The sequence below is a fragment of the Parabacteroides sp. TM07-1AC genome, from assembly GCF_003480915.1.
Classification (GTDB): Bacteria; Bacteroidota; Bacteroidia; order Bacteroidales; family Tannerellaceae; genus Parabacteroides; species Parabacteroides chongii.
In genome coordinates this window covers 601,111-620,455 of the sequence record NZ_QUKD01000001.1, presented here as the reverse complement: position 1 = coordinate 620,455, position 19,345 = coordinate 601,111, and the positions used below count along the sequence as shown (strand labels likewise).

The 19,345-nt window shown below is 44.0% G+C and carries 14 protein-coding genes and 1 tRNA gene; 9 read left to right on the top strand and 6 right to left on the bottom strand.

The features are described from left to right. Nucleotides 1-12 precede the first annotated feature (12 nt). From radA to DXD68_RS02600, 3 genes are all read left to right on the top strand, one after another. Nucleotides 13-1,386 carry a DNA repair protein RadA gene (gene radA, locus DXD68_RS02615; RefSeq protein WP_122360176.1) on the top strand — a complete coding sequence of 458 codons (1,374 nt, stop codon included), beginning with the start codon at nt 13-15 and terminating at the stop codon, nt 1,384-1,386. Between the two features lie 31 nt (nt 1,387-1,417). Further along, on the top strand, nt 1,418-2,998 hold the full coding sequence (locus DXD68_RS02610) for an NAD(P)/FAD-dependent oxidoreductase (RefSeq protein ID WP_122360175.1): 1,581 nt from the start codon (nt 1,418-1,420) through the stop codon (nt 2,996-2,998). A 496-nt stretch (nt 2,999-3,494) separates the two neighbouring features. Beyond that, complete coding sequence (locus tag DXD68_RS02600) at nt 3,495-3,836, top strand: hypothetical protein (protein ID WP_122360173.1); 342 nt, start codon at nt 3,495-3,497, stop codon at nt 3,834-3,836. Here DXD68_RS02600 and DXD68_RS02595 read toward each other — a convergent pair. Further along, complete coding sequence (locus tag DXD68_RS02595) at nt 3,833-5,281, bottom strand: mechanosensitive ion channel family protein (RefSeq protein WP_122360172.1); 1,449 nt, start codon at nt 5,279-5,281, stop codon at nt 3,833-3,835. The genes DXD68_RS02600 and DXD68_RS02595 overlap by 4 nt on opposite strands. Nucleotides 5,282-5,386: 105 nt before the next feature. Here DXD68_RS02595 and DXD68_RS02590 point away from each other — a divergent pair, with 105 nt between their 5' ends. Next, nucleotides 5,387-7,819: a hypothetical protein gene (locus DXD68_RS02590; protein ID WP_122360171.1), complete on the top strand. Its 2,433-nt coding sequence runs from the start codon at nt 5,387-5,389 to the stop codon at nt 7,817-7,819. 83 nt (nt 7,820-7,902) lie between these two features. Here the strand turns inward: DXD68_RS02590 and DXD68_RS02585 are convergent, their stop codons facing one another. Both DXD68_RS02585 and ettA read right to left on the bottom strand, forming a co-directional pair. Then, on the bottom strand, nt 7,903-8,556 hold the full coding sequence (locus tag DXD68_RS02585) for a DUF1080 domain-containing protein (RefSeq protein WP_122360170.1): 654 nt from the start codon (nt 8,554-8,556) through the stop codon (nt 7,903-7,905). A 24-nt stretch (nt 8,557-8,580) separates the two neighbouring features. Then, the gene (gene ettA / locus DXD68_RS02580) at nt 8,581-10,269 is read right to left on the bottom strand and encodes an energy-dependent translational throttle protein EttA (protein ID WP_122360169.1); all 1,689 of its coding nucleotides are present in this window, start codon (nt 10,267-10,269) and stop codon (nt 8,581-8,583) included. 158 nt (nt 10,270-10,427) lie between these two features. Here ettA and DXD68_RS02575 point away from each other — a divergent pair, with 158 nt between their 5' ends. From DXD68_RS02575 to DXD68_RS02565, 3 genes are all read left to right on the top strand, one after another. Beyond that, nucleotides 10,428-12,944, top strand: a complete 2,517-nt coding sequence (locus DXD68_RS02575; protein ID WP_122360168.1) for a glycosyl hydrolase family 95 catalytic domain-containing protein — start codon at nt 10,428-10,430, stop codon at nt 12,942-12,944. A 143-nt stretch (nt 12,945-13,087) separates the two neighbouring features. Further along, nucleotides 13,088-13,160 (top strand) — tRNA-Lys (locus DXD68_RS02570). A gap of 270 nt (nt 13,161-13,430) precedes the next feature. Beyond that, on the top strand, nt 13,431-14,657 hold the full coding sequence (locus DXD68_RS02565) for a site-specific integrase (RefSeq protein WP_009120437.1): 1,227 nt from the start codon (nt 13,431-13,433) through the stop codon (nt 14,655-14,657). A gap of 372 nt (nt 14,658-15,029) precedes the next feature. Here DXD68_RS02565 and DXD68_RS02560 read toward each other — a convergent pair whose 3' ends face one another. The 3 genes from DXD68_RS02560 to DXD68_RS02550 form a co-directional block, all read right to left on the bottom strand. Next, on the bottom strand, nt 15,030-15,878 hold the full coding sequence (locus DXD68_RS02560) for an RteC domain-containing protein (RefSeq protein ID WP_122360167.1): 849 nt from the start codon (nt 15,876-15,878) through the stop codon (nt 15,030-15,032). A gap of 92 nt (nt 15,879-15,970) precedes the next feature. Then, entirely contained in the window at nt 15,971-16,297 is a 327-nt protein-coding gene (locus DXD68_RS02555) for a DMT family transporter (RefSeq protein WP_005778541.1), read from the bottom strand. A gap of 91 nt (nt 16,298-16,388) precedes the next feature. Next, nucleotides 16,389-16,952, bottom strand: a complete 564-nt coding sequence (locus DXD68_RS02550) for a Crp/Fnr family transcriptional regulator (RefSeq protein ID WP_005778542.1) — start codon at nt 16,950-16,952, stop codon at nt 16,389-16,391. A 544-nt stretch (nt 16,953-17,496) separates the two neighbouring features. Here DXD68_RS02550 and DXD68_RS02545 point away from each other — a divergent pair. Together DXD68_RS02545 and DXD68_RS02540 are read left to right on the top strand one after the other, a co-directional pair. Next, nucleotides 17,497-18,330: a helix-turn-helix domain-containing protein gene (locus DXD68_RS02545; protein WP_122360166.1), complete on the top strand. Its 834-nt coding sequence runs from the start codon at nt 17,497-17,499 to the stop codon at nt 18,328-18,330. A gap of 22 nt (nt 18,331-18,352) precedes the next feature. Beyond that, nucleotides 18,353-19,312, top strand: coding sequence for a ketopantoate reductase family protein (locus tag DXD68_RS02540; RefSeq protein WP_122360165.1), 960 nt, complete (start codon nt 18,353-18,355; stop codon nt 19,310-19,312). The last annotated feature ends 33 nt before the right edge of the window (nt 19,313-19,345 follow it).

Below are 19,345 nucleotides of genomic sequence, written 5' to 3'. Positions count from 1 at the left end.
TCTTAAAGATGTATGGCTAAGACAAAAACAGTATATGTCTGCTCCAATTGTGGAGCAGACTCTCCTAAATGGATCGGTAAGTGTCCGAATTGCGGCGAGTGGAATACGTATGTGGAGGAGATCGTAGCAACTAAAGATCCTGCTGCAAAACGGATTATTCCTGGTATAACAGAAACAGGGAAAGTCCGTCCGGTACTGCTTCGCGACATTACATCCGAAGAAGAAACACGAATCGATTTGAAAGACGAAGAGCTGAACCGTGTCTTGGGAGGCGGTTTGGTTAAAGGTTCATTGGTACTGATCGGCGGTGAACCGGGTATCGGTAAGTCGACTTTGGTCTTGCAAACGGTTTTGAGGCTGAACAATCTGAAAACGTTATATGTCTCCGGTGAGGAAAGCAGCCGGCAACTGAAACTTCGCGCCGATCGTATCGCTCATGAAAACCCGGAATGTTTTATTCTTAGTGAAACCAATTTGGAACAAATCTTTATCCAGGCACGTAACGTACAACCGGATTTATTGATCATAGACTCTATTCAGACAATCTATACGGAGCTTGTAGAATCTTCTCCCGGCAGCGTGTCGCAGGTACGTGAGTGTAGTGCTGCCATCCTGAAGTATGCCAAAGAAAGTGGTGTTCCTGTCCTGTTGATAGGGCATATTAATAAGGAAGGAAGTATTGCCGGGCCAAAAGTATTGGAACATATCGTTGATACGGTTCTTCAGTTCGAGGGTGACCAGCATTATATGTACCGTATCCTCCGAAGCATTAAGAACCGCTTCGGCAGTACGGCGGAGCTGGGAATTTACGAAATGCGCCAGGATGGTTTGCGTGAAGTCAGTAACCCGTCGGAACTGCTGTTGACACAAAACCATGAAGGACTGAGCGGTGTGGCGATTGCCGCCGCCATCGAAGGGATTCGCCCTTTCCTGATCGAGACACAGGCTTTGGTCAGTTCGGCTGTTTACGGAACCCCGCAACGTAGTGCGACCGGGTTCGATCTTCGGAGGATGAATATGCTCCTGGCTGTCCTGGAGAAACGTGCCGGATTTAAGCTGATACAGAAAGATGTCTTTCTGAATATCGCGGGCGGATTGAAGGTGAACGACCCGGCAATCGACCTGGCTGTTATCAGTGCGATCCTTTCGTCGAGTCTCGATATCAGTATCGAACAAGGTGTGTGCATGTGTGGTGAAGTCGGTTTGTCGGGAGAGATCCGTCCGGTCAACCGTATCGAGCAACGCATCCTGGAAGCTGAGAAGCTAGGCTTTACCCGTATTATTATCCCTCATAATAATCTGAAAGGATTCGATACGGCAAAATGTAAAATACAGATTATACAGGTCAAAAAGGTCGAAGAGGCATTCCGTCAATTGTTCGGTTAAATACCCATTTTTATCAGCAAAGAAATAAATAATGATACAAGAATTACAACTCCGCATTTTGCCGGAAGAGGCAGCAAACGAGCAGTCGTTGAAACAGGTGGTAGCCCGGGAGACAGGTGCTGCTCCGAAAGAGATACAGGCTGTCAGGGTTCTGAAACGCTCTATTGATGCCCGCCAGCGTACGATCTATGTAAATGTCAAACTACGTGCTTTTATTAACGAGCAACCGGAAGAACCGGAGTTTCAGTCTATAGAATATAAAGATGTATCGGCTGGAAAACAGGTCGTGGTAGTCGGTGCCGGTCCGGGAGGCTTGTTCGCAGCCCTTCGCCTGATTGAATTGGGTTTGCGTCCGGTCATCATTGAAAGAGGAAAGAATGTACGTGAGCGTAAGAAAGATATAGCTCTGATCAGCCGTGAACATACGGTAAACAGTGAATCGAATTACAGTTTCGGAGAAGGTGGGGCGGGAGCTTATTCCGATGGAAAACTATATACCCGCAGCAAGAAACGCGGATCGGTAGATAAGATATTGAATGTTTTCTGCCAGCATGGAGCGAGTACCTCCATTCTCGCCGATGCTCATCCGCATATCGGAACGGACAAACTGCCCCGCGTGATAGAGAATATCCGCGAGCAGATCATCCGCTGTGGAGGAGAGGTTCATTTTGAAACCCGTATGGATGCTTTGATCATCGAAAAAGACGAAGTGATCGGAGTGGAAACCCATACAGGTAAAAGTTTTTATGGTCCGGTTATCTTGGCAACAGGCCATTCTGCCCGTGATGTCTACCGGTATCTTTATGAGAAACAGATTCCTATCGAAGCAAAAGGTATCGCTGTCGGTGTCCGTCTGGAACATCCGCAGGAACTAATCGACCAGATTCAGTATCATCGGCGGGAGGGAAGAGGCAAGTATCTTCCGGCAGCCGAGTATAGTTTTGTAACCCAGGCAAATGGTCGGGGAGTCTATTCTTTTTGCATGTGTCCGGGAGGATTCGTAGTGCCGGCGGCGAGTGGTCCTAAACAGGTTGTTGTCAATGGAATGTCTCCGTCTAATCGCGGTTCCCGCTGGTCCAATTCCGGCATGGTGGTGGAGATCCGTCCGGAAGACTATTTCGAACTGATGAAACAGGAAGAAATGACAGTTCCTGCCGATTCTCCATTAGCCCTGATGGCTTTTCAGGAGCGTTTGGAGGAAGTCTGCTGGTTGAACGGCGGCATGAAACAGACAGCTCCGGCACAGCGTATGAATGATTTCGTCAATAAGAAAAACTCCTTCGACTTGCCTGTATCATCTTATACACCCGGTTTACTGGCTTCACCGCTTCATTTTTGGATGCCCGAATTTGTAACCAGCCGTTTGCGGGATGGTTTCCGTTATTTCGGGAAAACATCGAAAGGCTTCCTGACCAACGAAGCACTGATGATAGGAGTGGAAACACGTACGTCTTCCCCTGTTCGCATTCTTCGTGATCGCGATACGTATCAGCATATTACCCTAAAAGGACTTTTCCCTTGCGGGGAAGGAGCTGGTTATGCAGGAGGGATTGTCTCCGCAGCGATCGATGGGGAACGCTGTGCAGAAGGAGTGGCAGCAATGGGGACGTAGTTCACGTAGGACTAAGTTTTTCTGTGCTCAAAGATATATATTTATTTTAAAAGAATTGATCTTTAGGCTTTATTTTGTAAAGACCTGCCTGAAATAGCTTCTGGCGCTGATTGTACCTTTTTTTCGCCTGTCTCACAGAGGACGGTACACATTCGGTATCCGGAAATTTTCTCGGAGCCGTTCTGCTTTCATGTACACTTTGCCTCATTTTGGTGAAAAGTGAGTCTGCATGCGACAAAATCTCTTGTTTATCATCTATAAAAAGTCTGTTCTCTTATTGTGACATAGTCCTACGTGAACTATGATTCTAGCACTTTTATCCCCTGGCAATCGTCCAAACCAAGCCTCTGCGTAGCCTAACGAATACAGTGGCTCTTGCAACAGGAAAACGATTACCGGATAAAAGCGATAAAATTAGGGTAAGTGGTACTGTTTTTCTACTAAAAACGAACATAGTACGAATTTTACAAACAATCTCTCGAAAAACAACCAACTTATGACACAGGTAACAGACATAGACTTGATTTATTTTAACGAAGTAGATAACGACAAATACGTCTACCTTTATCTGGAAGACGATTGTTGGTGCGCTTATGAGCGTTCGGCATACTATCTGGTAGCAAAGGATTTTCCGGTGACCCTCGCCAAAGAGGTTGTCTATGACGGTTGTGAGATCATCATGAAAGCCTCTTTCAACGTAGACCACATGCGTCTCCCTCTGATTCCCTCCGCCGTCTTGATAACCGTTGCCGACGACCGCCTCCTTTTCCAACTCGACAAACCCATCGACGGCTTCGTCAAATGGAAAAGGGCACAGATAGGCAGTAAGCCTGCTTAATTCGTTTTCGTCTCTTCTTCCTTGGGGATCGTAGAAGCATTGCCATTCCGGAACGCCGTGTAATGGGGCGACATGATCTCTACGCCAGCCTTATCGAAATAGTCCTGGATATTCTGGTGAAGGGCGGAATAGATGGTTGTCATATTGTTCGCCTCCTGGATATAAGCGTTGATCTGGTAGACAGGGTAGAAGTCGCTCAGGGCCGTTTCGAGAACGAAGGGAGCCGGTTCAGGTATCACTCCGGGTGTTGCTTTGGCGGCATCTATCAGAAGTTGATGCACCTTGCGCCAGGGGGCATCGTAGCCGATCGTTACTTCCGAGTGGATGATCAGCCCGTAGGTACGTGCCGACGATGTATAGTTGACTGTTTGTGATGACATGATGAAGGAGTTCGGTATCGTCACGATCTCATTCTTGATGGTGCGCAGACGGGTGACGAAAGCGGTCTTTTCGATCACATTGCCTACCGTATCGTTCAGTTTGATCCGGTCGCCCTGTTTGAAGGCACGCATATAAGTAATCACGAACCCGGCAATAATATTCCCGATCACCGTGCTGGAGCCGAGCGAGACGATCAACCCGACAAAAACAGATACTCCCTGAAAGACTCCCGAATTGGCTCCCGGCAGATAAGGATAGATCATCGCAATCATAAAAGCATACAGCAGGAACCGGATAATATGATAGGTCGGCATCGCCCAGTCCGAATAAAAACCGTTAATCTTCAACCTACCCGCATCTATCTCCGTGGCAAGATACCGGATGCCCTTAATGACGTATTTTATAACCAGGCAGATCACGATGATCGTGAAAAGATTAGGGATATAGCCGAGGATGCCTTCCAGGATATCCTTTACGGGATTCCAGATATAATAGGCGATCTTATACGCCAGTTCCTTTGTCTGCGGGAAGATAGAGAAAAGGATCGGTATCGTTAAAACCAGTAGGATGAACAATAGGAGATAGCGGAGGATATTCGCCAGGAAGATCAACAGGGAGACCTGTTTCTGCGTATCCAGTATCTCATAATTCTGTATGGAGATTGGTTTTAGCTTGGTATCTTTCAACTGCTGGATACGGTTTTTCACTTTCTTGTAAAGCCAGGAAGATAGGCGGAACAGCAGGAATTGCCCCAGCAATACCAATACGAAATAAAGGATATGTTTCCCCGTCTGCCACCAGCTGTCGTGATATTTCATCTCTTTCTCTTTGGCGACCGACTCTTTCCGTAGCGAGTCGAGTTTCTGTATCTGTCCACTTTTCAGCTTGAAAGTCTCATCGTATTTTTGTAACCCGGACGAATCGATAGAGTCGGAGTCGGTATGCTCCGTTGTTATTTCGTCAGCTGAAAAAATATCCTTGATAACCTTTTGCAATTGCGCCTGCCCCGTTATATGCATAACCAATAGTAGCAGAAGAAGATATAATGATCTGTACAGTCTCATGTTGGCGTTCGTTTTATTGTTGACTTAGATACAACAATGAAGAAACCGATTTGTTACGTGATATTTTTATCTTATATTTGTAGATGTACTAAATATCAGTGGCTTATGAAGAAATCATTTCTTTTAATCATTCTGTTTTTTTCTTGTTTGCCTGCTTTTTCTCAATTACCGACAAGCGGTGTGGAGCGTAAACTTCAGATTCAGCGGGAATTGTATCCCCAGGAAAAGTTACATCTGCATTTGGATAAGCCTATGTATTTGTCCGGTGAGAAAATATGGTTTCGTGCTTATCTGGTCGATGCAGCAAGTCATCATCCTGTAGCAAACAGCCGTTATGTTTATGCGGAGTTGATTGCCGATAATGACTCTATCGTTAATCGTGTGATGATCCGTCCAGACTCTTTGGATCATTATTATGGTTATTTACAGATACCAGAACATACGCAGTCTGGTGAATATAATATTCGGGCCTATACAGCTTATATGAGAAATAAAGAAGATTATTTTTTTCAGAAAAATATTTATATCCTGTCACATATAAAGCAAAAGATAGAGAAGAAATACGCTGGAACGGCATTCGACTACGACATTCAGTTTTTTCCCGAAGGGGGACGATTGCCGCAGGAGATAGTTCATAAAATAGCTTTTAAAGCTATTGGAAAAGATGGTTTACACCGCAACATAAGCGGATATATTTTGGACGAGAAACAAGATACGTTGACTTCATTTACCTCTACACATCTGGGGATGGGATATTTTATGTTGAAAGCATTACCCGGTAAGCAGTATTATGCGGAATGTATCAATGAATTTGGAGACAAGAAACGATTCAAGTTGCCCGAAGCTGAAAATACAGTCGCATTGAAAGTGGAACGAAGCCGGGGTAAGGTCGTTATTTCAGTCTCTGAATCCGAAGCTTTAAGTTATCCGAAAGATTCTTTGTTCGTCCTGATCCATACACGTGGATATATGCAGTATTGGGGACGTTGGAAAGCAGAGCAGGATTATTTGATACTGAATTCAGAGAGCTTTCCGTCCGGAGTTTCACAGATTACATTACTCGATCCTGCAGGGAATGTACTAAGTGAACGCTTGATCTTTTGCTTGAATAAAGATCAGGCAACTGTCTCTGTTTCTGTAGATAAACCTGCGTATGGAAAACGGGAAAAGATTGTTTTGGATATTTGTCTGGATGATGCAAGAGGAGTAGAAGAGAAGGGCTCTTTTTCAGTGGCAGTTACCGATGACAGAGACTTGTCGCCCGATACAACCTCTTCCATTTTGTCGGACTTGTTATTGACATCCGAGTTGAAAGGATATATTGAGAATCCATCTTATTACCTGCAGTCAGATAACCGTCTAGCTATAAATGCCGCCGATGTACTTATGCTTACACAGGGGTGGCGGCGTTATAATATCGTTTCTCTGATGAAAGAAGAATATATCACTCCTGTGTTGCCGTATGAAACTTCTCAGCATTTGACAGGACAGGTAAAAGATGGATATTTTAAAAAAGAGGCGACTGATGAGGCTAGTGTCATTCTTTATATGCCAGAAAATCATTATTCGGACATTGTCGTTTCAGATAAAGAGGGGCATTTTAACTTTAGCGGATTTGAGTTTCCCGATAGTACCCTTTGTGTGATCCAGGCTATGACAAAAAAAGGAAATTCGGAGAATATTGTTTTAACAATAAATGAAGATACTTTTCCTGTTGTGAAGCAGTTTCACCGATTTCCTCCTGAAGAGGCCGATAAAAAAAGAAAGGCGATAGCCTATCAAACGAAGGCGACGGAGAAATATCTGAAAGATCATAGTATAAGAACGATCGAGTTACCGAATGTCGATATTCCCGGAAAGAAGCGTGAATCTGTTTTGGCTAAGAAATCATTCTTTGAGCGTTTGAATCTACATGAGATAGGAGAGGAAGAGATCAGTCGTAAAAATCCGGTCTACACATATGATTTACTGAATGATTTGCCAGGTATGATGCAGTATAGGTCTTATTTTGAGAAATTAAGTCGGGGAGAAACGCATGAGCCTCCTCCTTGTTTGATCATTATTAATGACCAGGTAATGGCTAACGGTTATGATATTAATATGATACCAGCCTCTTCTATTAAATCTATAGGTGTGATTTCCGGCTCCAGGATGCTTATTGTGGGAACTGACTATTCAACATTTGGACAGACTCGCGGGGTGAATCTGGATATGATACCTAGAAAAGCTTTGGTTATTACTACCAAATATGGGGAGAAAATAAAAAAAGACAACACATCATTATTTAATAGTGTGTTATCCGGTTACCAAAAACCGGAAGCGTTTTATGCACCTAAATATTTACTCTCAGATACGACCCTGCAACCTGATCTACGTACAACGCTCCATTGGGAACCTGCTGTTTCTTTCGGGAAAGACCGGAAAGCAAAAGTCTCTTTTTACTCTTCAGATAATGCTACGACCTACAGTGTCATCATCGAAGGAATTACGGAAAATGGCACTGTTTTTACTTCAAAAAGTTGCATAGAAGTAGAATAATATAAAAGCGGTAGCTTGTAGATTTTACTCTGTCAAGCTACCGCCTCTGTTTCTATTTAGCAAATTCTGTGTTTATTGCAATCTTACCAGGGAGTGAGCGTCACATTACGGAACTCCACTTCTTTCCCTTCGCTCTGCAAGCCGATGTAACCGTCTTTCTGCTTGTTCCATCCCGTGTTCTGATAAACGCCGTTGATGTAGACGTTGATCTTACCGTCTTTCACGTAGATGTTGGCTTCGTTCCACTCTCCGGCAGGCTTCTCGCTGCTGGGAGCGTTCTTTTTCACTACCGGGAAACCGGGACGGGGCTGACCCGGCTTGTTCTGGAATTGCAGCAGGTCGGAACCTCCAAGCAAAACAAAATCACCGGCATCTCCTGCATGCAACTGACATTCGATACCGTTCGGGAACGGATTCTTCGGGTCGGCGATCAACAGGAAAATACCGCTGTTCGCACCCTGGTCACCATTCGGCCAACGCCATTCCACATGCAACTTATAGTTGTCGTATTTCTCTTTCGTGTACATGTAACCGAAAGGCTGTCCTTTGATCTTGATCACACCGTCGCCTACGGAATAAACCTGTTCGGCCGGAACGGAATTTTTGTCGACGACAAAGTTCCAGTTGGAAAGGTCTTTCCCGTTGAACAACTTGATTGTTTTCTGTGCGTTTGCATCGCTTCCGAAACAGAGGAAAGCAGCAGCGATAGCCGCCATGCAGAGCATTCTTTTTTTCATGGTTCTAAATGAATTATATAGTAATTAATCAACAATAAGTTTACGGTAACGTACGCGCTTAGGCTCTGTATCTCCGCCCTGTTTGCGCTTGTATTCTTCATATTCGGAATATGTTCCTTCATAGAAGACCACATTCGAATCGCCTTCGAACGACAGAATATGCGTACAGATACGGTCGAGGAACCAACGGTCGTGGGAAACGACAACGGCACATCCGGCAAAATTTTCCAAACCTTCTTCCAGTGCACGCAGTGTGTTCACGTCGATATCGTTGGTCGGTTCGTCCAGCAGCAGCACGTTGGCTTCAGCCTTCAGTGTAATGGCGAGATGCAGGCGGTTGCGTTCTCCACCTGACAGGACACCGCAAAGTTTTTCCTGGTCGGCACCTGCAAAGTTGAACCGTGACAGGTAAGCACGCGAGTTGATCTCTTTTCCACCTACGCGGATAAATTCCTGTCCTCCGGAAACAACCTGGAAAACGGTCTTTTTCGGATCGATATCTTTATGTGTCTGGTCGGCATAACCAACTTTCACGGTTTCGCCCACTTCGAATGTACCTTTGTCGATGCTTTCCATGCCCATAATCATCTTGAACAGCGTTGTCTTACCGGCACCGTTCGGACCGATCACACCGACGATTCCGTTCGGAGGAAGCATGAAGTTGAGGTCGTCGAACAGCAACTTCTCACCGAAAGCCTTCGCTACATGCTGTGCTTCGATCACCTTATTTCCCAGACGCGGACCGTTCGGGATAAAGATTTCCAGCTTGGCTTCACGTTCTTTCTGGTCCTCGTTCAGCAACGCTTCGTATGAGTTCAGACGAGCCTTACCTTTGGCTTGACGGGCTTTGGGGGCCATGTTGATCCATTCCAGCTCGCGTTCCAGGGTTTTACGGCGTTTGCTGGCCTGCTTTTCTTCCATAGCCATCTTCTTCGTCTTCTGATCCAGCCAGGAAGAGTAATTACCTTTCCAGGGAATACCTTCGCCACGGTCGAGTTCCAGAATCCAGCCTGCCACATGGTCGAGGAAGTAACGGTCGTGCGTGATACAGATCACCGTACCGGCATATTGCTGCAGGTGTTGTTCCAGCCAGTCGATCGACTCGGCATCCAGGTGGTTGGTCGGCTCATCGAGCAGCAACACATCCGGCTGCTGAAGCAACAGGCGGCAAAGGGCAACACGGCGGCGTTCACCTCCTGACAGCGTATCGACTATCTGATCTTCGGGCGGACAACGCAGTGCATCCATCGCACGTTCCAGGCGGCTATCGAGGTTCCAGGCATCGGTTGCGTCGATCTTGTCCTGCAATTCTGCCTGACGGGCGATCAGTGCATCCATCTTGTCGGGATCTTCCAGCACTTCCGGATCACCGAATTTTTCGTTTACTTCTTCGTATTCTTTTAATGTGTCTACAATATCCTGTACACCTTCCTGTACGATTTCTTTCACAGTCTTGCCAGCTTCCAGTTTCGGGTCCTGTTCCAGGTAACCTACCGAATAGCCGGGCGAAAATACTACTTCTCCCTGGTATTCTTTTTCAATGCCTGCGATGATCTTCAGTAAGGTGGACTTACCGGAACCGTTCAAACCGATAATACCGATCTTGGCTCCATAGAAGAAAGACAGATAAATATTTTTCAATACTTGTTTTTGGGGCGGGAAAGTCTTATTCACACCAACCATCGAGAAAATAATTTTCTTATCGTCTGCCATATTAATTAAAGTATGTTTATTAATTTTTTTCCAGGACAAACTTACGGAAATATCTTCAGATTCGAAAATAATATCTTATATACCCGATGATCTTTCTTTTGCACCTATAATAGTGTACATTTACAGTCTTGAATGGAAAAACGAAATATAGAAAATCGATGAATAGTAAGTTAGCCTTTCTGATTCTGCTGCCGGTCGTGACACTGTTTGCATGCACGCCGGCTGTGACGCGTGAGGATACGCAGCGTGTGTGGTCTGATCGACCGGCTTTTACAAGAGTTTTTGAGAATGAAGATGAACGGGGACTGACTTCCGATCTGTACGATAATGTATGGGAAGGCGATCTCGTGCCGCAGCTGCCGCGTGTCCCTGATCCTTCATCGGAGATCAAACGTTGGCAATCTAACGAGGGACAGGATTATCTGGATGAAGAAACGGATGCGGCAACCGGCGGGAAATATCCGAATCCAGTCCGTTTGTGGGAGGGAGAACCTTATCCTATAGGCAACGGACGGTTGGCTGCATCGGTCTTTCATGGCAGCGGGCGTGACCGCTATGCCCTGAACGAAGTCTCTTTCTGGTCGGGTGGCCGTAATGGCGGAACGATCAACAACAAAGGCGACAAGAGCTTTGACGGCGAGAACGGACCCGATGTGACCGAGGACGGTTTTGGCGGGTATCAGCCTGTCGGGGATTTTATTGTCGACTTCAATGCTCCTGTAAAACGCGGATCGTTTGTCCGTGAAATCTTACTGGATAGGGGCGAGGTGGCTTCTGTCGCAACCCGTAACGGAGTCACCGTGTCAGGTACGGCTTTCTGCAGTTATCCGGACCAGGTGATGGTATTGCATTACCGGGCCGATCGACCGGGCGGACTGACTGCCGGCTTATCTTTTGCCTTGCAGCGGATACAAGACCGGATCTCAGTAGGGAAACAGTCGCTGACACTGACCAGCCACCTGGCGAACGGAATGAATTGCGAGGCGAAAGCAACCGTTGTCCATTACGGCGGAACGCTCGAAACGAGACCGGAGAGCTTGCGTCTGGCGGGTGCCGATTCCTGCACGGTCATTCTTGCGATCGAAACTAATTATGAGATGGATTTCCGGAAAGGCTGGCGGGGTGAAGAGCCGGCTGCGAAGATCGCACAACGGATGGAACGGATTCGTGGTCTGGACTATCCGGAATTACATAAAAGACATTTGAAAGATTTCGGGGAATTATTCGGCAGGATGGAGTTGGATTTGCCGTCATCGCCCGATTCACTGCAGCGGTTGTCTGTACCGCGTCGTCTGGAGGCATACAGGCGGCAGGCGGCTGATCCGGGATTGGAGGAGATCTTGTTTAATTTCGGGCGTTACCTGATGATCTCGACTTCACGTCCGGGCAGCCTGCCCGCCGGTCTTCAGGGAATATGGAACGGGATGATCGCCGCTCCCTGGGGAAACGATTACCACAGCAACATCAATTTCCAAATGGTTTACTGGCTGCCTGAAACAGGAAATCTGCCGGAGTGTCATCTTCCGATGATCGACTACCTTTCCGCAATGCGTGAACCGAACCGCCTGGCTACGCTCGAATATCTGGAGGCTATCGGTGACCGGGGCGGGACACAAACGAACGGCTGGATCGTTTATACTTCTCATAATCCTTTCGGAGGAAACGGCTGGCAGGTGAATTTGCCGGGTTCAGCCTGGTACGGTCTGCATATCTGGGAACATTTTGCGTTTACACAGGATACTGCTTATCTGCGCCGGCAGGCTTATCCGATGATGAAGGAGTTGTGTGAATACTGGGAAAGTCATTTGAAAACTTTGGGTGAAGGCGGTAAAAGTTTCGAGAGCGAATATAAGCCGGTGGATGTCTCTTTGTATCCGGAGCTGGCGGGTGTGAAGGAGGGGACGTTGGTAGTTCCTAACGGTTGGTCGCCGGAGCATGGTCCTCGTGGCGAAGACGGTGTGGCGCACGACCAGCAGATTGTTTCCGAGCTTTTCCTGAACACGATCCGGGCGGCACGTATCCTGAATGTCGACCGGGAATGGGCGGCTGCGCTGGAGGAAAAGGCTGCACGTCTGTATCCTCCCCAGATCGGCAGGAAGGGTAATTTAATGGAGTGGATGATCGACCGTGAACCGGAGACGGATCACCGGCACACGTCGCACTTGTTTGCTGTTTATCCGGGAAGTACGATCAGTATTGAAAAGACTCCCGAACTGGCTGAAGCTGCCCGCAAGTCGTTGTTATGGCGTAAGAATACGGGGAACAGCCGCCGGTCGTGGGCATGGACCTGGCGTTCTATGCTTTGGGCACGGTTACAGGAGGGAGACAAGGCGCATGCTATGCTGGAGGGGCTGATGACTTACAATATGCTTGATAATCTGTTTACGACGCATCATATCCCTTTGCAGATCGACGGCAATTACGGGATTGCTGCGGCGATGATCGAGATGCTGGTGCAGTCGCATAATGATGTGATCCAGTTGTTGCCTGCTCCTTGCCGGGCGTGGCCGGAAGGGCAGATAAAGGGTGTCAGGGCACGGGGAAATATCAGTGTCGATCTTTCTTGGAAAGACGGGAGAGTGACTGACTGGAAATTGTCGTCGCCGAATCCTTCACCGGTCAGGGTTTTGGTGAATGGTGAACATCTGGAGGTGATACCGGAAAAAACGGAGTAAAAAAGTAGTGTTTGTTATGTGCAGTAAGCCAGCGTGTTTTTAACCGCTGACTGAAATTTATGTAAAAAAGTTATTGGAATATTTGCATAATATAAAACAACCCTCTATCTTTGCACCCGCATTACAGAAGTAACGCATAGGATGATTCGCTAGCTCAGCAGGTAGAGCACATCCCTTTTAAGGATGGGGTCCTGGGTTCGAACCCCAGGCGGATCACAGAAACGCTGGACAGAAATGGACAGTAAATGTACAACTCCTACAATATCAAGGTATTGTAGGAGTTTTTCTTTGTATAATGTCTGTGACCTAAGACACGAAAAGGTCACAAAAAGACACACTTTCGTGACCAATTCGTGACCTGTCCACCCTCTAAGATTTTAGGTCACGGAATGTCCAAAATTGGCGGTTTGTTGTCTTGATTTGTCCGTACTGCAAATATCTCATTTTCAGTTTATCAATTTAAGTTTGTAACTAAAAAAAGAGATTATGAGAAGTACTTTTAAGCTACTCTATTTCGTCAAACGAAATGCAGTAAAGAAGAATGGTAACGCACCGATTATCGCACGTATCACTATTGACCAAGTTGTAGCCCAGTTTAACACCAAGCTGGAAATAAATCCGGCTCACTGGAGCGTGAAATTAGGCAAGGCTTCCGGCAGAACCGCAGAAGCCGTACACATCAATTCCATGCTGGAAAGTATTCGCAGCACAGTTCATCAACATTACCATGCGTTAATGGCGCAAGACGGATATGTAACCGCAGAACTGGTAAAGAACGCTTTTTTAGGCAAGATAGCAAGAGAACGGACTTTGATAGAGTTCTTCAAACAGCACAACGAGCAGTATTTACAAAAGGTCAAAATGAATACCACAGACAAAACCTATTCACGTTATGAACTGACAAAGAAACGGCTTATCGAGTTTATGAAGTTCAAGTACTCCGTTTCCGACATGCTCATAAAAGATATAAATGTGGTATTCATTGAAGATTTCCTGCTGTATATCAAGAACAACTACGGATGTAGCCATAATACGGCTATGAAGTTCGTACAACGCTTTCGCACAGTGGTAAACTTTGCCAAGAATACGGGTTTGGTGACTGCCGACCCTTTCGGGTCTTATCGGGTAAAATTTGAACGTACCGATAGGGATTATCTGACTATGGAAGAAATTACCGCTATTTACAATCACAAGTTCTGCACCAAGCGACTGGAACAAGTACGTGATTTGTTCATTTTTAGCTGCTATACGGCACTTTCCTACATTGATGTATGCGAGTTAAGGCAGGAGGACATTCGTACCGGATTTGACGGTAATTTGTGGATTATACGGAAAAGACACAAAACAAATGTTACATCTACCGTCCGATTGCTGGATATACCAAAAGCCATATTGGAAAAGTACAAAGATAAATTGCCAAACGGTAAGATTTTACCAGTTATCAGCAATCAGAAAATGAATGATTACCTAAAAGAAATCGCAGCCATTTGCGGAATTGAAAAGAACTTGACCTATCATGTCGCAAGGCATTCTTGTGCGACTTCGGTGCTGCTTTCCAATGGTGTTCCCATTGAAACGGTATCTAAGATTTTGGGACATACCAATATCAGAACCACTCAAATTTATGCGAGGATTACCGATTTGAAGGTCAGTAACGATATGGAAATGTTAGCTCAAAAGTTGGACGCTACACACCGGACTGCCAGCCGATGAAATCATGTTATCGTCAGATAACAGCAAGGTGTGTTCTATGGCACATAGAACCGTTTTCCGTGCCACAAAACACCTTGGGCAAATTCACTCCGAAGTCGTGTTGCCAGTAAAAGAAAAACATTCCCTAACTAAAGATTTTTCGCTCGTCGGGACGGGTGGTCCCGCCCCTTGCCGCTGGGCGCTCCCCGACCGATGAGTTTATTTTGCAATCCTGCAATCTTGTTTTATTGAAGTATTGATAGCTTGATTGATTGAAAGCAAGATTTCAATATGGCAAGATTGAATGAAAACAATAAGCCATTCAATATTAATTGAAATACTGAATGGTTTATTTATTGCAAGAACATAATTACTTGCGAAAAGAAAAAAATATTATTTGCTATCATCTTCGTCCATACGCTTAATCAGACAATCTTGCAAACGGGTAAGATATGCCGTTCGGTCTTTCTTCCGTTCTTTCATGGCAATATAAGCAGCATAATAATCCCCTAATTCCACTTGAAACACTGTGCCGAGAAAGTTCATTATTTCTTTAATTTCCACATTTCCATTGTTAATGTCCCCCGAAGAAACAAGAGAATAACCCAATTCTATAAGAAAAACTTTTTTACCCGTAAAACGAAAAGGATATTTCGTGCCTTTTTGCAGGTTATCTTCTACAAGATTATCGGTTTCCAGTTTAACTAACCTCTTATTTAAATAAATACGTAACATCTCATTGGCTATAATTTTTGCGACCTTGTAATCATATCCAGTTGAGAAATTTGGGTCTTTGTCAAGTTGTGCGCTATCCGTACATAATCTTAAATCAGCTTTTCCACGAACAAAATAGTATTCATCATATACGGTTGAATGTGAACGATAATACTGATAAAAATCTAAATTCCTATTGAAGAAATAGGTCAGATTGTCCAGTTCCTTATTAAGATAGCTTCTAACGGCTTCATTACTACCATTAGGACATTGCGTTTCTATACGGTATATTTTATGAAAATACAACAACCGCCCAAGTATTTCCGGTTTTTGTGCCTTAAAAAATAATATTTCATCCTCCTTAGTTGAAAAAACATAATTTTGTAGTTCTTCTCTTAGGTCATTAAGGATAACCCGTAAACGGTGCGCCATCGAAAGAGAAATTGAAATAATATCATAACCATAGAAGTCTATTTCATCAATCTCTGAATCAATATCCAATAATATCTGCCTTATCCTTTCTTTCATTTACAACCTTCTTATTTAGCAAATAAAATGAGCACTGATGAATAAAAACAATGCTCATTTAGTTATAAAATGTACTATTAAAATTTTATTTTTTAAGCAGATACTACTTTTAAACCTATAATAGAAGCTATTAATGTAAATATAAAAAACAATCTTCCAAAACTTACAGGTTCCTTAAAGAAGATAATACCCATTAACACTGTCCCAACTGCACCTATCCCAGTCCAAACGGCATAGGCTGTACCTATTGGTAATGTTTTGAGAACTTTAGTTATAATAAATAGGCTTAATGCAATAGCACTAACAGTTCCTAAACACCATAACCCTTTCTCCAATCCCATACTCTTGCTTACTTTTCCCAAGCAAAACGTAAAAGCGAGTTCAATGCACCCCGATAAAACTAAAAGCAACCAATTCATCGTTTTTATTTTTTTGAGCGCAAAGTTCGCTATTTGCAGGTTATTTCTTTTTTACATGTTTTAAAAAAGCGTTTTACATTTGATAAATTATTCACTTTATTTGGGCTCGAATACGGCTCAAATTAACTTGGGAAATACCTAAATAAGATGCTACTATACCTAATTGAACACGTTGTGTTATACTGGGATATTCGTTTATAAGTTCTTGATACCTTTCTAAAGATGTCTTAAATTGTCGGGCTATAAACAACTTCTCTGATTTTATGCAAGCATATTCTGCATATTTACGTCCCCAGTTCGCAATATGTATATCAGTGTAGTACAAAGATTGTAATTGTTCTAAGTCAATTTCATATAAAACACAATCTTCTAATAGCTCTACATTAGTGTATTCTCCTAAACCCGCAAAAAGAGTCTGCAACGGAAATATTAAATCACCTTCTTGACCAAGCCAAAATGTAATATCCTTATCATCTTTATGGGTATATGCCCTTACTATTCCTTTTTTTACAAAATAAGATTTAGTTCCTTTTCTGTTTTCTAAAAACAAATGAAAATGTTTAGGATACTCAACCTCTGACACCAAACGAATTAAGGTGTTAAGAGATACTTGTGGTAGTTCATAAATACTGTTTATTATATCATTGATACTCATATTGGATGTTCTAACATATTTAAACTAACAAATATACAAATGCAAAATAATAAAAAGGCATTGTCTTAGACAAGCAAAAGTATCCTCTTTTTCTTTTAGTCTTAAATTTTTAGTGCAAGGTGCAAGTATATATCTATATATATAGCTTGCACCTTGCACTAACCTTAGAATGTTTATTTTCAACGATTTGCATAGTCCAAAAATAATGCGTACATTTGAACCCAAGATGTTGGCAGACAGACACCGGACAACAGCAGACAGTTTTTAAGGACTAAAGCGTGACGGATGTAAAGCCTAAATTTCTGAAAGTACTGATATTGAGGAAGAAATAACGTTTGGTTCAAGACCCAGGCGGATCACTGAAAACAAGCTAAGTTCTTAAAAAGAATAACTCCTACAATATTCAGGTATTGTAGGAGTTTTTTTATTTCTTATTATGTGCAGAAGTCTGTGTTCCAAAATGCTTTTTTCTTTCCTCGGGCATTCATATTTGTCCTTTTTTTACACCAGGCGGATCATGTAATAACCTTAACTTTGTCCCGATATGAATAAATTTAAAGTCATACAACCTTCCGTGTTGCTCGCTCCTTATGTGAAGCAATATTGGTTTCTGCGGATGGAAGATGTTGTGAGAAGTTCACAACGCCTTGTTCCGTTGGGGTGTGTGGTATTAAGTTTTCATCGGGGGAATTTTACTTATTCATCACAGGAAAAAGATTATTTGCCCCGGTCGCATTTCTATGGCATAACGGCTGATTATACAGACCTTGTCTTTTCCGGTTGTGTAGATTTTATTAGCATTGTTTTTCAGCCGGCGGGGACCAGCCGATTCTTCAAAATACCTCCTGTAGAATGGAAGGATCGTCCTGTTCCGCTCGATGCATTGGAGGACCCGGAATTACTTGATTTGGAACAATGTCTAAACGAGACGACTGATGATTTATCATGTGTCGACTTGATAGAAAAATTTCTGTTCCGCCGTATGTACCGGCTCGATAAAGAGGATGACAAACGGATTCATGCGGTGATAGACTCTATCCGACAGGGAAATGCCGATATAGATAGTCTGGCGCAAACCGCCTGTCTGTGTCACAAACAGTTCAGACGTGTTTTTTGTGAAAAGATCGGAGTGAACCCGAAAGATTTCCTGCAAATCATGCGTTTTCAGAAGTTGCACCATTTGATGCAGTTGCATACCGGCATGACATTGACAGAACTGGCTTATGAATGCGGTTACTATGACAAGTCGCACCTGGTAAAAGAGCTGAAAGATTTTTCCGGATTTACACCGGCCCAGCTTTCCAATGCCTGTGAACCGGTCTATTCCGGATATCACGGACTGTTCCGTTCGGCGTTTATCGATCTTCCTTCCGAATAGCAAACAATAAATATATTTCAGTATGAAGATTCTTATTTTTGGCGCGGGCGTGATTGGCTGCACCTATGGTTGGCAATTGACCGAGGCAGGGCATGACATCAGTTTTCTGGTTAGAAAGGGGAAAAAGAAATCGATAGAAGAGAATGGCATACATATTCATTGCACGGATTTCAGGAATGGAGGAAAGGTAAAAGCGGAGATCGTTTTCCGTCCCAAGGTCCTGGATATTCTTTCGGTCGACAATGATTTTGAATATATTATCGTGGCAACCAATAATCTCCATCCCGAAGAAGTCTTGTCTGTTCTGAAAGAATCTGCGGGAAAGGCCCATATTCTTTTCTTTCAGAATATATGGTATGATGATCTAGAAAGAATAAGTCAATATATATCGCCCGGACAATATTTCTTCGGTTTTCCTTTTATGGCAGGAGGAGGTCGGAATGAAAGAGGGCTCGATACGATTATTTCAGGCTCTGAATATTCAAAAACAATGCTTGGTGAAATGTCCGGTGAAATAACGCCGCGTGTACGGAAAATAGCGGATGCAATGGATGATGCCGGTATGAAGCCATTTATATCCGGTCAGATCATCACATGGCTTCTTCCGCATTGTGCGTTTATAGCCGGGTTTTCGGCCGGAGTTCTGAAAGCCGGAGGTACAATGAAGGCTTTTCTTAAAAATCGGGAGATTGTCAGGGAGGCAATAATGGCTGTCAGAGACGGTTTTCATGTCTGTTCCGCGATGGAAACCGATCCTAAAAAAGAAAAAGTGAACAAACTGTATTATCTGCCTTTGTTTATTTGCATTCCAATCGTAAGGAAAGTTTTTAGTGATGAAGCGATGCAGGCTATGTTCGATGGCTATCTGCGAAATTCTACAAGAGAAGTGAGTAGAATGTTGGCTGATATTATCTTATCAGGAGAGGAGCAAGGGGTAAAGACTATAGCTCTGAAAAGATTGCAACAGGATATTATTAACTGATCAGCTTTTCTTTCCGGTTGTTTTTCGTATGTG